Source organism: Streptomyces sp. NPDC006430 (genome assembly GCF_040612395.1).
Lineage (GTDB): Bacteria > Actinomycetota > Actinomycetes > Streptomycetales > Streptomycetaceae > Streptomyces.
Genome location: NZ_JBEXQA010000004.1, coordinates 23649 through 37219, shown reverse-complemented (window position 1 = coordinate 37219; position 13571 = coordinate 23649). Strand labels below are relative to the sequence as shown.

At 68.5% G+C, this 13571-nt stretch carries 15 protein-coding genes; 4 read left to right on the top strand and 11 right to left on the bottom strand.

Annotated features, from left to right (window positions below; all coding sequences use genetic code 11):
* The first annotated feature begins 37 nt into the window (after window positions 1-37).
* The 3 genes from ABZZ20_RS08205 to ABZZ20_RS08195 all read left to right on the top strand — a co-directional run bounded on the left by ABZZ20_RS08205 (window position 38) and on the right by ABZZ20_RS08195 (window position 2559).
* Window positions 38-715 carry a TetR/AcrR family transcriptional regulator gene (locus tag ABZZ20_RS08205; protein ID WP_356868067.1) on the top strand — a complete coding sequence of 226 codons (678 nt, stop codon included), beginning with the start codon at window positions 38-40 and terminating at the stop codon, window positions 713-715.
* A gap of 468 nt (window positions 716-1183) precedes the next feature.
* Window positions 1184-2392 carry a hypothetical protein gene (locus tag ABZZ20_RS08200; RefSeq protein WP_356868065.1) on the top strand — a complete coding sequence of 403 codons (1209 nt, stop codon included), beginning with the start codon at window positions 1184-1186 and terminating at the stop codon, window positions 2390-2392.
* Complete coding sequence (locus ABZZ20_RS08195; protein ID WP_356868063.1) at window positions 2389-2559, top strand: hypothetical protein; 171 nt, start codon at window positions 2389-2391, stop codon at window positions 2557-2559. The genes ABZZ20_RS08200 and ABZZ20_RS08195 overlap by 4 nt, the downstream gene beginning before the upstream one ends.
* Before the next feature lie 616 nt (window positions 2560-3175).
* Here ABZZ20_RS08195 and ABZZ20_RS08190 read toward each other — a convergent pair.
* The 6 genes from ABZZ20_RS08190 to ABZZ20_RS08165 form a co-directional block, all read right to left on the bottom strand.
* Window positions 3176-3967 (bottom strand): ABC transporter permease, encoded by a 792-nt coding sequence (locus ABZZ20_RS08190; RefSeq protein WP_356868061.1) that lies wholly within the window; start codon window positions 3965-3967, stop codon window positions 3176-3178.
* Window positions 3964-4965, bottom strand: coding sequence for an ATP-binding cassette domain-containing protein (locus tag ABZZ20_RS08185; protein ID WP_356868059.1), 1002 nt, complete (start codon window positions 4963-4965; stop codon window positions 3964-3966). The genes ABZZ20_RS08190 and ABZZ20_RS08185 overlap by 4 nt, the downstream gene beginning before the upstream one ends.
* A 302-nt stretch (window positions 4966-5267) precedes the next feature.
* Complete coding sequence (locus tag ABZZ20_RS08180; protein WP_356868057.1) at window positions 5268-5594, bottom strand: DUF1048 domain-containing protein; 327 nt, start codon at window positions 5592-5594, stop codon at window positions 5268-5270.
* 1 nt (window position 5595) lies between these two features.
* Complete coding sequence (locus ABZZ20_RS08175; RefSeq protein WP_053790374.1) at window positions 5596-5952, bottom strand: DUF1048 domain-containing protein; 357 nt, start codon at window positions 5950-5952, stop codon at window positions 5596-5598.
* A 2-nt stretch (window positions 5953-5954) separates the two neighbouring features.
* Window positions 5955-6275 (bottom strand): PadR family transcriptional regulator, encoded by a 321-nt coding sequence (locus ABZZ20_RS08170; protein WP_356868055.1) that lies wholly within the window; start codon window positions 6273-6275, stop codon window positions 5955-5957.
* A gap of 57 nt (window positions 6276-6332) precedes the next feature.
* The gene (locus ABZZ20_RS08165) at window positions 6333-6896 is read right to left on the bottom strand and encodes a hypothetical protein (protein ID WP_356868053.1); all 564 of its coding nucleotides are present in this window, start codon (window positions 6894-6896) and stop codon (window positions 6333-6335) included.
* Between the two features lie 132 nt (window positions 6897-7028).
* Between ABZZ20_RS08165 and ABZZ20_RS08160 the strand changes: the two genes are divergently transcribed.
* Window positions 7029-9521: a DUF4118 domain-containing protein gene (locus tag ABZZ20_RS08160; RefSeq protein WP_356868051.1), complete on the top strand. Its 2493-nt coding sequence runs from the start codon at window positions 7029-7031 to the stop codon at window positions 9519-9521.
* Between the two features lie 123 nt (window positions 9522-9644).
* Here ABZZ20_RS08160 and ABZZ20_RS08155 read toward each other — a convergent pair whose 3' ends face one another.
* The 5 genes from ABZZ20_RS08155 to ABZZ20_RS08135 all read right to left on the bottom strand — a co-directional run bounded on the left by ABZZ20_RS08155 (window position 9645) and on the right by ABZZ20_RS08135 (window position 13465).
* Window positions 9645-10151 (bottom strand): hypothetical protein, encoded by a 507-nt coding sequence (locus tag ABZZ20_RS08155; protein ID WP_356868049.1) that lies wholly within the window; start codon window positions 10149-10151, stop codon window positions 9645-9647.
* A gap of 111 nt (window positions 10152-10262) precedes the next feature.
* Window positions 10263-10505, bottom strand: a complete 243-nt coding sequence (locus ABZZ20_RS08150) for a hypothetical protein (protein WP_356868632.1) — start codon at window positions 10503-10505, stop codon at window positions 10263-10265.
* Between the two features lie 64 nt (window positions 10506-10569).
* Window positions 10570-11085 carry a hypothetical protein gene (locus tag ABZZ20_RS08145; RefSeq protein WP_356868047.1) on the bottom strand — a complete coding sequence of 172 codons (516 nt, stop codon included), beginning with the start codon at window positions 11083-11085 and terminating at the stop codon, window positions 10570-10572.
* Window positions 11082-13142, bottom strand: coding sequence for a hypothetical protein (locus tag ABZZ20_RS08140; protein WP_356868045.1), 2061 nt, complete (start codon window positions 13140-13142; stop codon window positions 11082-11084). The genes ABZZ20_RS08145 and ABZZ20_RS08140 overlap by 4 nt, the downstream gene beginning before the upstream one ends.
* On the bottom strand, window positions 13142-13465 hold the full coding sequence (locus tag ABZZ20_RS08135; RefSeq protein WP_356868043.1) for a hypothetical protein: 324 nt from the start codon (window positions 13463-13465) through the stop codon (window positions 13142-13144). Before ABZZ20_RS08135 ends, ABZZ20_RS08140 begins: the two co-directional genes overlap by 1 nt.
* Between the last annotated feature and the right edge of the window lie 106 nt (window positions 13466-13571).

Here is a 13571-nt window from a genome sequence, read left to right as displayed (position 1 = left end):
ACACGCCACTGCACTAAGTTCAAGTAGTCTCTTGGGCATGCCTCGCAACACCCTCTCCCCGGACCAGATCGTCCGCGCCGCCATCGAGCTGCTCGACGACGAAGGCCTCGACGGCCTCAACATGCGCAGCCTGGGCGGGCGGCTCGGCGCGGCCGCCACCGCCGTCTACTGGCACATCAAGACCAAGGATGAACTCGTCCGGCTCGCGGTCGACGCCGTGTGGAGCGAGGTCGAGCTGCCCGACCTCGACGCCATGGACTGGCGTAGCGCCGCGACCGCCATGGCCGGCAGCCTGCACGCGATGCTCACCCGGCACCCGTGGCTGGGGCAGGCCTTCGGCAGCCATCTGCTCTACGGACCTGGTAAGGCCCGCCACGACGACCACAGCCTCGCCCTCTACGAGAAGGCCGGCTTCTCGCCCGCCGACGCTGACCGGGCGGCCGCCACCGTGTTCATCTTCGTGCTGGGCAGCGCCCTCGGCTCCGCCGCCCAGGTCTCGCTGACCCGCCGGCTGGGCAGGACCGGAGACCCGGAGAAGGGGCTGGCCGACGCCGTGGCGGCGGCCGCCGAGATCGGCATGGCCTTTCCGAGGCTGCGCGAGCGTATCGTCGGCAGCTCCGCGACCGGGTACGCCGAAGCCCCCGACAGCACCTTCGAGTTCGGCTTGCGGGCCACCCTCGCCGGCTTCGAGGCACTGCTCAGAAGCGAAAGCTAGTCCCCACGCGTCGGTTAGCGGGCGGTGGCATGCGGGGGCTCTGGGCCAGCGCAGTCCATCACGTGAGCGTGCCGATCATGGCCCGGAGCTTGGCGCTCGCCCGCTCGCATCGCGATACGGGCAGGGGGCGTCAAAGCCGCGTCAATTGTTGCTGCGCCGCGTATGAAGGCCGTCAACGCCCTTGGTGAGTCGAACTGTTGAGCGTGATGCTGGCCTGCGCACGGGACGTACGACCGGCCCGGTTGTGAGGCTGGAGGGCGAGTGACGATCACCGCCGGTACGGAGCACAGTCGGGCGGCAGCGGGAGCCCCGAGAGCTGTCGCGGAGACCCCCGCGCCCGAGGTTCGCGGCGGTGGAGTCCCGCGATCGCCGTCCGGAGGAGATCCGCGAGGAGGAGACGCGCAGCAGCGGCCTCCCCGCATTGCCGCGCGGCTGGCGCGCCTGATCGGCGACCGGTACTCGGCCACGTTGCCCGGTCGGCTGCGTCTCGCCCGCGCGCTGTGTGTGCTCCTCGTTGCCGGGCTGCTGATCCTGCTCGCGGTCGCGGCGACGGGGGCGGCCACCACCTGGGACGAGACGGCCCTGCGCAACGCGCCCCGCACCGTCTCCGCGACCCAGCTGAACCTCGCGCTCAACGACATGGACGCGCAGACCGCCAACATGGCGCTCTCCAGCGGTGATTCAGGCACCGGCAAGGGGCGCCTGGACGAGTCGTACACGAAGGCCGGCGGCTTCTACCGGGACGCGCAGGAAACCATCAGCCGCTCCCTGCGCACGCTCGCCGCCGCCTCGGAGGGTGCCCCGGCCACCGAGGCGACCGTCGTGCGGCTCACCGATGACTTCGCGCATTACCAGGAGCTGATCGGGCGGGCGCTGGAGAACGACAGCCGGGCCGGCGGGAAGGATGCCGCCCGTGAGGACTACCGGGCCGCGACCGACCTCCTCGCCCAGCGGCTGCTGCCGGAGGCTCGCAAGCTCGTCGATGCCAACAACGCAGTGTATGAGCGGCAGTACGCTGCCGCGAGGGCCGACCTCGGCGTGCAGCGGACCGTCGCGGCCGTCCTCGGCGTGCTGCTGATCGCCGCGCTGGTACTGCTCCAGATCACTCTTGTCCGGCGCTTCAACCGCGTTTTCAATCCGGGGTTGATCGCTGCCACCCTCTGCGCCGTGGTGGCGGTGGTGTGCGGCGCCCAGCTGCTCACGATCACTGACGACCGGATGAAGGTCGCCCGCCAGGACTCCTTCGACTCGGTCATCGCGCTGTCGCGTTCCAAGGCGATCGGCTACGACGCCAACGCCGACGAGAGCCGCTACCTTCTGGACCCGACCGCCGTCCCGCGTACGAGTTCTCGTTCCTCGACAAGTCGCAGCAGCTGTACGGGATCGAGGGTGCCGGACTCGGCACGTACGACCGGAAGCTCGCCGACACGTGGGCCACGTACCGGAAGAACCACGAGGACAAACGGTTCACCGGCGAGTACCGGCGCGAACTGGACAACATCACCTTCGCGGGCGAGCGAGAGGCCGCCGAGAAGACCGTCGAGGCGTACGCCGTCTACCAGCGCGACGACCGCACCTTCCGGCAGCTGGTGGCTGAGGGGAAGATCCAGGAGGCCACGGTCTTCTGCACCGGATGGGCATCGGACACCTCCAACGCCCACTTCGGCGAGTGGATGAAGGCCCTGGACCAGGTCACCGCGATCAACCAGAGGCACTTCGAGCTCGCCGTCCAGGAGGGCCGCGGGGCACTGACCAGCCAGGCCCCGACCGCCGGCACGGCGCTGCTGCTCACGGCCGGGCTGACTGTGCTCGGGCTGCGGCACCGACTGGCGGAGTTCCGGTGAGGAACGCCCTGCACCCCTGCCGTGTTGTTCCTGACGCCATTATCCCTATTGTGTCGGCGTGTTGAAACGGATCGAGCAAAGGCGGGTTCGTGACTGGATGGCGTACGTACTGGGTGCCGCAGCGCCGTTGTGTGGAGTCAGTCCGCGCCATCCAGGCCGCAGCACAGGCGCCGGCCTTCGACAACTTCGGCAACGCGCGGCTCTGCTGGAGCGTCGAGCCGACTCTGAGGCGGTACCGAGGCCGCTTGCGCGCGGCGGACGCAGTTCAGATCCGGCAACTGGAAGCAGACGTCGAAGCACCCGTCGGAGCACTTCATCCGTCCCAACTGGAAAGCAGCAGGCCCCGGACCCAGCTCACGAACCCCGAGATCCGCCTCCTGAGGTATCGGGCGTCCGGCCAGGGGCGCCTGCCATGTTCTCGACCAGGTCGCTGCCGGAACAGGTGCTCGCCGCGGTTGGTCGGCTGCGGATCGATGCGGATCAGTGCAGTGTGGCGAGAGTGGGCCAGAGCCAGCCGCCACGGGCTGCAGCGATCAGCCCCGCCTCCGGCCGGTCATACGGATGTAGATTTGCAGCCAGATGGGGCGAGATGAGGTGCGGGAAGCGGTCGTCTCCGCTACTTCGGGTCGCGGTTGAACTGCGCCGTCGACCAGCGGTAGCCGAGTGCGATCAGGCCGACGCACCAGGCGATCGCGATCCAGCCGTTGTTGCCGATTTCGGTGCCGAGGAGGAGACCGCGGAGGGTCTCGATGGCGGGGGTGAAGGGCTGGTACTCGGCGATCGGCTGGAACCAGCCCGGCATCGTGCCGGCCGGGATGAAGGCGCTTGAGATGAGCGGCAGGAGGATCAACGGCATGGCCATGTTGCCGGCCGCTTCGGGGTTCGGACTGGCCGCGCCCATGCCGACCGCGATCCAGGTGAGTGCCAGGGCGAACAGTGTGATCAGCCCGCACGCCGCGATCCACTCCAGTGCCGTGGCGTCCGTGGACCGGAAGCCCATTGCCACCCCGACGGCGCCGACGAGAACCACGCTCATCACGCACTGCAGCACGCCGCCGACGACATGCCCGACGAGCAGAGAGCCCCGGTAGATCGCCATCGTACGGAAGCGGGCGGTGAGGCCCTGGGTCATGTCCGCGCAGACGGACACCGCAGCGCCGATCACGGTGCTGCCGACGGTCATCAGCAGCAGGCCGGGGACGATGTAGGCGATGTAGTCGGACCGGTCGGCGCCGCCGCCGCCGATGCCGGCACTCATCACGTCGCCGAAGATGTAGACGAAGAGCAGCAGCATCATGATCGGCGTGAGCAGCAGGTTCAGCGTGCCGGACGGGTAGCGCCAGGCGTGCAGCAGGTTGCGGCGCAGCATCGTGGTCGAGTCGCGCACGGCGAGGGCGAGCGAGCTCATCGGACGGTCTCCTTGGGCTGGTTGGGGACGTCGGCGGGGCCGGTCAGTGCGAAGAACACGTCATCGAGGTCGGGGGTATGGACGGTCAGTTCGTCCGCCTCGATGCACACCGAGTCGAGCCAGTCGAGAATGGAGCGCAGTTCGCGCTGACTGCCGTCGCTGGGGATGGACAGCGACAGTGCCTCGTCGTCCCGGGTGACCTCACGCAGGGCGTCAGCGGCGGACTGGTATGCGACCGGGTCGGTGAAGCGGAGCCGGATGTGCCCGCCCGGGATGAGCCGCTTGAGTTCTTCGGGGGTGCCTTCGGCGGCGATCTTGCCGTCGTTCAGTACCGCGATCCGGTCGGCGAGTTCGTCGGCCTCCTCCAAGTACTGGGTGGTGAGGAACACGGTGACGCCGTCGGAGACGAGGCCGCGGATGATGTCCCACATGTTGTGGCGCGAGCGCGGGTCGAGCCCGGTCGTCGGCTCGTCCAGGAAGATGATCCGCGGGCTGCCCACCAGCGTCATCGCGAGGTCCAAGCGGCGCTTCATGCCGCCGGAGTAGGTGGAGGCGGGCCTCTTCGCCGCCTCCACCAGGTCGAACCGCTCCAGGAGTTCAGCGGCGACCCGCCGTCCCTCGCTCCTGGACAGGTGGTGCAGGTTCGCCATGAGAAGCATGTTCTTCTCGCCGGTGATCAGGCCGTCCACGGCGGAGAACTGCCCGGTGACACCGATCGCCGCCCGCACCGCCTGTGGGTCGGCGGCCAGGCTGTGCCCGCCGACGTGCAGGTCACCGGCGTCGGCGGTGATGAGCGTGGAAAGGATCTTGACGGCGGTGGTCTTGCCGGCGCCGTTCGGGCCGAGCAGCGCGAACACAGACCCGGCCGGGATGTGCAGATCGATACCGTCGAGGACGAGCCTTTCGCCGTATGACTTGCGTAACCCGACGGCGGAGACGGCGGTCGGTGACGGATGACCGTCCCCTCGGCTGGATGTGGGCATGACAGATGAGGGCATGGCGGCTTCCTTTCGGAGGCTGGAGATGCAGGGGGTGGAAGATTTCGGAACCCGGATCGAGTGACGGTCCGTACTACATGTCAGTCGTGTCGTTTCGGGGATTGGTGTCGAGCGGTCCGCCGCAGGGGACTTGCCCGCCGGGGGCGGGGCCGGGGGCAGGTAGCGTCGGCCTGCTCGACCGCTTCGGTGGACAGGATGTGTCACGGCCTCCGGTGGCCCGCCCGCGCCCGTTCGCACTGCGCCGAGGCGAATGAAGGGCGCGTGCGGGCTACTACGCCCACTGGCGTGGGGGCGGCCCACTGCTACTTCTCGGCCGTGCCCGGTTCCCCGCTGATGGACTCCTGATAGGCGTCCGCATGGGTGCGTGAGTCCTTGACCAGGTCGTCGCAGAACGCGGCGACGTCCGTGCCGATGAGTTCCAAGACGCCCTTGCCCGCGGCGACGCCTTCCTCGAAGAAGTCGACGATCCCGGGGAGCAGGGGCCCGTCAGGCAGGTCGATCGGTCCGACCTTGAACAGATACTTCTGCATCTCCTTGTAGACGATCCGGTAGTCCGGCGGGAGCGCCTTGACCCGGGCCGTGTGCGCCCGCCATTGCTTCTTGCCCTCGATGATGTCCTGGATGCTCACGTCAGCCTCCCAGCCGGTTCAATTTCCTTGCGACGTTGTTGTTCAGCTGCTCGCGCCACCGGTCGCGGTAGGTTCGAGCCCCTTCTCCACCGGCCAGCGCCGTGCAAAAGCCCCGGATGTCGTCGCCGAGGACCTCGCGGACGCTCTGCCCGTCCGCCGCGGTTTCTTCGAGCAGTCCCAGGGCAGCGTCGAGGATCGGCATCAGGTTGCGGCCGGTGAAGTCCCCGTGGGGGAGGAGGTGGCCCTTGATCTGTTCCCACGCCGCCCGGTAGTCGTCCGGCAGGGCCTCGGCCCGGGCTTCGAACGCTTTCCATTCCCTGGTGAGATCGCTGCCGGTGATGGTCTCCCAGAAGTTCATCTCTAGCCCTTCCTGAGCCTGTCGATGCGTGATGAGACGTACTGCCATTTCGTCCAGAACTTCGCGAGTTCCTCGCGTCCGGTGTCGTTGAGCGCGTAGAACTTGCGCGGCGGGCCGACCCCGGAGGGTCGTTTCGTCACCTGGACGAGTTTGTTCCTCTCCAGTCGCAGCAAGATGGTGTACACCGTCCCTTCGACGACGTCGACGAAGCCCAGTTCGTTCAGCCGGCGAGTGATGGCGTACCCGTAGGTTTCCTCGCTGCTGATGATTTGGAGCACGCACCCTTCGAGCGTGCCCTTCAACATCTCCGTCAGGTCATCCATCAGGAGCCCTCCTCAGCCCTAGCGGTACTGCGTAGCACCGAGTACCACTATACGGTATCACTGAGTAGTGGAGGTGTCAGCGCGGCAGTCTTGCCTTCTGCAGGCTTCAGGCGCTTCGGTCGCTGCCGGGCGGCGGGATCTCCACCCCTTCCGGTGCCACTCGTAGGCACTGGTCACGCCGAGCAGTTCACGCGGCGAGCCGACGCCGGGCCCGGGGCACGGGCCGTACGCGTGGACGCAGGCCTCTCGTGCCCGGGGTGCGCGGCACAGCGGGATCGTCCCGTCGCCCTCGTACGGAACGAGCAGCCTGCCCAGCAGCCCTGCCCGGCGCTCCTGCAGACGGCGGTGCAGGAGGAAGGCGTGGGCGTGTGCGTGGGCGAGGGCCGGATGCCTGCGCTCGGCGCGGCGGTCCAGGGAGGTGAGGAACGTGCGTGCGGACGGGTAGTCGCCGCCCCAGAGCAGGGCGGTGCCCTCACTGATCAGCCGGTCAGCCTGCGCGACGCTGATGCTGTCGTCAACGGTGATGACGTGTTCAGGGGGCGGGGCTCCGTTCCCCGAGTACCAGCGGGCCGACGTCCCTGGCCTGCCCGCCGTCGTTCGCTGCCTGACCTGCGTTTTCATCGAACATGAATTTCCATGAGGGTTGATCACTCTTGACGCGCCACCGGCCCTGGCGCGAACCGGGGAGGGGCCGGTTGACGCACCATGGAAAGGAAGGGCGGGGGGTGTGACTACCGGCTAGGAGCCCCGTCGATGGCGCGTGGACGATTGCGGATCTACCTCGGGGCAGCGCCCGGGGTGGGGAAAACGTACGCCATGCTGGAGGAAGGGCAGCGTCTGGCCGCGGCCGGTGCCGACGTGGTGGTTGGCTTCGTGGAGCCGCACGGACGACGGCCTACCGCTGCCCTTGCGGAGGGACTGGAGATCATTCCGCGGCGTTCCATGGAGTACCGGGGTGCGCAGTTCACCGAGATGGACCTGGACGGGGTACTCGCCCGCCGCCCACAGGCCGCCCTGGTCGACGAACTGGCTCACACTAATGTGCCCGGCTCCCGCCATGCCAAGCGGTGGCAGGACGTCGAGGAACTGCTGGACGCGGGCATCGACGTCGTCACCACGCTCAACGTCCAGCATCTGGAGTCCCTGGGCGACGTGGTCCGGCAGATCACCGGTGTGCCGCAGCGGGAGAGGCTGCCCGACGAGGTGGCGCGCTGTGCGGACCAGATCGAGCTGGTCGACCTGCCGCCCGAGCTGCTGCGCCGGCGCATGCTGCACGGTGAGATCTATCCCTCGGAGCGCATCGAGGCCGCCCTCACCCACTACTTCCGTGTTGGCAACCTCACCGCCCTGCGCGAGCTCGCCCTGTTGTGGCTCGCCGACCGGGTCGAGGAGGGGCTCCAGCGCTACCGCGCCGAACATGGCATCACCACCCCCTGGGAGACCCGCGAGCGCATCATGGTCGCCCTCACCGGCGGCCCCGAGGGCGACACCCTGATCCGCCGCGCCGCCAGGATTACGGCCCGCGTCCCCGGCAGTGAGCTGCTGGCACTACACGTCGTACCCAGCGACGGCCTCACCCACGGGGATCAGGCCACCCTCGCGGGCCAGCGCGAGCTGGTGGAGTCGCTGGGCGGGAGCTACCACCAGACCACGGGCGACGACATCCCCGAGTCGCTGCTCCAGTTCGCCGAGGCCGAGAACGTCACGCAGATCGTGCTCGGCGCGAGCCGCCGCGGCAGGTTCTCCACGTTCCTCCACGGCGGCGTGGGCCCTCGCACGATCCGGAGGTCCGGTCCCATCGACGTGCTCGTCGTGACCCACGAGCACGCCGCCGGGACCGGCTCCGCCCTGCGGCTGCCGCACCCGAGCCGTGCCACCGGCCCGCGCCGCTTCTGGACGGCGATCGCGCTCGCCGCGATCACGCTCCCGGCCCTCACCCTCCTGCTGGTCCTCCTGGGCGAACACGTGGACCTCGCCCTCGCCCTGGTGCTCTACCTCTTGACCGTCGTAGTGATCGCCCTGGTCGGCGGCCTCGTCCCCGCCCTGCTGGCCGCACTCGCCGCAGGACTGCTCGCCGACTACTACTTCACCGCGCCGGTGCACTCGCTGCGCGTCGAGCGCCCCGCTGACGTCTTCGCGCTGGTGGTGTACGTCGTCACGGCCGTCGTCGTCGGCACCGCCGCCGGCATGGCCGCGCGCCGCACGTACCAGGCCGTCCGGGCGAGCTCCGAGGCCCGGGCGCTGAGCCGGCTGGCCACGGCCATGATGCACGGCCAGGACCTGCCCGCCCTCCTCGAACAGGTACGGGAGGACTTCGGCCTGGACGCGGTGAGCCTGCTGGAGAGGGATGACGGGCATGCCGCCGAGCCCCGCTGGTTCGTCGCCGCCAGTACCGGAACGGACGCGCCGGAGCGACCGTACGACGCCGACGTCGAATGCCCTGCGGGCGACAACCTCACGCTCGCCGCACGTGGACACCCGCTGAGCGGCGAAGACCAGCGCGTGCTGGGGGCGTGCGCAGCCCAGTTGGGCATGGCCTACTCCCACGGCCGGCTCGCAGTCCACGACGCCGAAACGGGTCGGCGCGCCGCGGCCGAGCACACCCGGGCCTCGATCCTCCTCACCGCGAGCCGTGATCTGCGGGATCCGCTCCGTGCCGCCGACAGAGCGCTCGGCAACCTGCCCGCCCACGGCGACGCGGAGGAGACCCGGCTCCTGGACCAGGCCCGATCGTCGGTGCGGCGTGGCTTGCAGCTGGTGGAGGATCTGGACGAGCTCAGCCGCCTGCACGCCGGAGCGCTTGACCTGTATCTGCGCCCGGTCGCCTTGGACGAGCTGCTGACCGCCGTCTTGGACGCCCTCGGCCCCGGTGGCCACACGATCCGCTGCGTCTTGCCGGAGCGGCTGCCCGATGTGATCGCCGACGCGGCCGTCCTCACCCGCGTGATGACGGCGCTGGCAGCCGAGGCCCAGCGGCACAGCCCGACGGACGGCAGCGCGCTGCTCACAGTCGAGGCCCGGTTCGGCCGGGTGGAGATCCGGGTGACGGACGGGACCGACGGCGGAGCCCGAGGTGTGGAGCGCGAGACGGGTCCGGGCCGCGTCGCAGCGGACAGCCTGACCCTGCGGATGTCCCGCGATCTCACGGAAACCATGGGAGGCACACTCGAAACCGTGGCCGCCGGCTCAGGGTTCGCAGTGAAGCTCACCCTTCCGACAGCGGCTCCCCGAACGGGTGGTCAGTGACCGGCGGAGGGCGCTGCCCTGCGGACATAAACTCCGAGGTGTTCCAGCAGACCGAACAGGGTCACCTTGTCGGGCACGCCGACGGGATGCCGGGCGGCCCGAGGGACGGCAGCTCGGAGTCGGTCACTGCAGGCCGGAGACTTTGAAGACTGTCTGGGCCGTCTCGCGGTCGATGCGCTCCGACAGCTCGCGCAGGGCGGTCGTGCCGCTCAGCAGGGTGCCGCGCCGGATCGAGGTGCGGGTGTCCACGTCGAGCCGGTGCCACATCGCGGGGTTCCGGACCAGGACGGTCGGGTCGATCTCGACCCGGCTGCCCTCGGTGTCCCGGAGAACCATTCGCTGGGCCACCCCGTCGTACCACCGGACCGAGACGAGGGCGTCGGTGCGGACGGATTCCTTCACGAGCAGCCCGCGGGTGCTGAGGCGGCCGGGCCGTACCGAGACCCGGGGCGGCAGCAGGATCACGTAGAGCAGGCCGGCCAGGCCGGTCCACAGGAGGCCGCGGGTCACGTCGAGCTCGCCGAGGCCCGCGTCCATGCTGAACAGGGCCGTGAACAGGAGGAACGCGACACCGATCGCCGAGCGTCGCTCACCGGCCCAGTGGGTGTCCTGTGTGAAACGTCGTTCCATGAGGATGACGTTAGAGCGGGAAGAGGCCTCGGAACCGGACCCTGACGCACTGCTGATGTGTCGGCTACGGGATCTTGACAGGGTTCCCGCCCGGCGGGAACCCCGTCGGCTTCAGCGGCCCTGCGGGCTACTCGAAGGCGGCGGCCAGGAGTAGTCGTACCGGGGGGTCCATGGCGTGGGGTCGGGGGCCGGCTTGAACGGTCCGGAGCGGTTGCCCATGAGGATCATCATGATCGCGCCGAAGAGCAGGGTGATGACGATGAGGGCGAGCCCGATGGGGTTGCGCGGGTTGTAGTAGTAGCGGTTCGTACCCCACTTGCTCCGCTTGAAGACCGGTTCGTCGTCGTGATGCACGGGCTGTGTCCTGGGTTGGAGGTTCGTGGGGGTCCGCTCTGCCTCAGAGGGCTGGTCCCTATGGTCAGGAGGTGCATCCCACCGCCTTCTTGGCGGCGGGGAAGTACGCCTCCATGAAATGGGTGAGGGCTTCTCGGCGCTTCGTGGCGTCGTCACGCTTGGGGTAGAACCGCTCGGCCTGGACCACGAACTTGCGGTGCCCGCTTTGGTGGGTGCACGAGGCGACCGCGACCACGTTGATGTCGCTCACGCGGGCGTCGTCTCCGACGTCGATCTTCGTCGCATGGGGAATCTGCCATTCTCTCCGCACGCTCGGATCCTGATCTGCCGGGATGACCTCCCCCTGGACACTCAAAATGCTCTCCTGGTCCACCTGCACGAAACAGTGAGGGGCGTCCGGCCTGGAAAGGGCCGTCGACTGCTCCAGCTTCTCGCCCGGGAGGAGCAAGGGTTCGAGGACAGCGGCCTCGACCGGGACCCCGCAGACGTCATTGGGCATCGCGTACTGCGAGGGATTCGAGCAGCCTGCCACGGAGAGGAGGGCAGCCGCGGTGGCGACCGCCGCCATGCGGCGCCTCACGGGGTACCCGCCAGTCCCTTGGCGCGCTTGTTGCCGTTCACGGCCGCCAAGTCGATCTCGTTCTCCAGAGTGTAGGGGTCGTTGCTGTGCCCGGGGTTGGCCTTGGCCCACTCCTCGGAGAGGGTTCTCAGCTGGTTCTCTCGGAGGCGGAAGACGTCCTGGTTCTTCTCTTGGAACCCCTGGTCGATACGTGCCTGCTCGTCGATTTGCCACTGATAGGCGAGCGCGTCGACACCTCGCTGCGCGATGTCGCCCACGACGGGGATGAAGTTCGCGGCGCCGCCGAAGCCGTGGTAGAGCCACTTGGCCTCCCAGGTGGGGTCGTCCTTGTCGGTCTTCAATGCCTGGTAGCGGGCCTCTTCGAGGAACCCGACCGTATTGCCTGCCCGTTGCAGGGTCTCCTTGGGGTCCTTGGGCCGGTCGCCGTAGATATCGTTGATCATTTCTCGGTTCATGGCTTCGTTGAGCATGCCGTATGCGTTCTGGTCGCGCGAGAGCTGCTTGCTGACCTCCAGGAGCTGCTGCCGGTCGAGCAGCCGGGGGTCATCTGTGGCCGACAGGGTGCTGGCCGAGTGGTGGACGACGTCGCTGTGGGCGGAGAGGACCTTGGCCATGTCATCGCGCATCTCCGGTGGGAAGTCGTCGCCCCGTTCGGAGAGGTACTTCAGGGAGCGGTCCAATACCTTGCGGTGCTCCGGGGTGAGGTCGTCGGGGCGTGCGGTCATGTCATTCGGGTCGACGCTGGTGGCCGCGGCCACCAGGGCGGCGCCGGTGGCCTCGCGCGCCGAGTTGCCGTCCTTGCTGTTGAGTGGGGTGTCGTCGAAGGTCTGCCGGTCGCCGAGGATGTACTGGGCGTTGTCGGTGGGCTGGGTGGCGTTGAAGAACTCGGTGGCGGCGTTCGGGCTGGCGGCCAGGGCGGTCATGAAGCCGGTCATGGGGTCGCGGCCGAAGTCCTCGCCGATGAAGTTCATCTTCGGCACTGGCGGGAGGCCGCCGTTCCAGTAGTTCGCCGGGAGTTTCATCTTCTTCTCGGTGGCGACCAGCGCGTTGCCGTAGTCGTTCAGGAAGCGGTTGTCCCAGTCGCCGCTGCGCATGAGGTTACTCATCACCTGGTAGCCGTAGACCTGGCTGCCGCGGGTCTGGATCCGTTCCTCGCCCAGCTTGACCATGTCGTTCTCCCAGGTGCGCATGGCGGGGCTGTCGGACTGGGTGGCGCCGGCCAGGGTGAGGGAGAGGTTGCGCTGGAAGTCGCCGAGCTGGTCGTGGCGGGAGCGCTGCAGGGTGCCGCCGTCGGAGGGGTCGGCGAGGTCGGCCCAGAAGTCGAGCAGGCCGCGCGGGCCGATGGTGGTGGCGAGCTTCTCCTGGAAGAGCCGGTCGTCCTTGTACTTGGCCAAGTCCTTGTTGAGCTTGTCGAATTCCTCGGGGGACATGTCGTCGCCCTTGGTCTTGAGGAGATTCGCGATCCGGTCGGCATCCTTCATCGCGTCCGCCGCGCGGTCGCGGTCGTAGTAGGCGGCGTCGGTGAATCCGTACGGGGTCTGGCTGACCAGCATCGTGAGGGCCTGGGCTGCCGTGGTGTCGCTCTCGGTGGCACCTTGAAGGATGCGCTGGACCTCGTCCCGGAAGGCGGTGGCGTCTTCCTCCGTGTGCTCGGGGACCGTGTGGCCCTTGGCGGCGCGGTCGGGGTGGATGTTCATCGTGACGGTGAAACCGCCGTCGCCCGTTCCCACGACGGTGAGGTTCTTCTCCAAGGCCCGCGAGATCGCGTCGTTCAGCCGGGCTTTGTAGTCGACGAGTTCTCCGTGGGTGTCGCGCAGGATGTTCCCGATGCTCGTGGCCTCGGTGGCCGCGTCGGCGAACTCCTTGGCGGTCTTGCCGATGAACTCCCGGGTCACGGTCGCGTTCACACCCGCCCAGTCGGCCTTCGCAGCCTTCCCGCCGAGATCGCCGCGGGCGTCCGATTCGAGCTCCCACAGCTTGGTTGCCATGGCCGTCCAGTCGGCCACGGCCGTGGACAGCTTCGAGAAGTCCGCGAAACGCAGTGCGTCCAGATCCATCAGTTCTGTGCCCTCTCCTCGAAGCCCTTGTCCAACTGGGCGAACTTGAACTGCGTGGCGATCCAGTACTCGTCGCCGGCATGAGCCTTCTGCGTGTAGTCCAGGTGGTTGGAGATGTGGGCGCAGGCGTCCAGCAAGGTGCCCACCTGGGCGTGCCACTTCTCCGCGACCGTCGAGAGGGCGGCGCCCAGGGCGAAGTCCTTCTTCAAGGTGGCTGCCGCCTCGTGCGTGCTCGCCTTGGCGTGGTCCCCGTCGGTGCCGAGCCTCTGCCGCAGTGTGAATGCCGCGTCGCCGACTGCCGCCAGGTCCTTCTGGGTGACCACCAGATCCCCCTGCGGCCCCGGTCCGCCGCCTCCTCCGGGATCCAGATGATTGAGCCGCATCGCAGTTTGGTCCTGGGCTGCTGCTGACTTCAGCTCCGCCCATTCC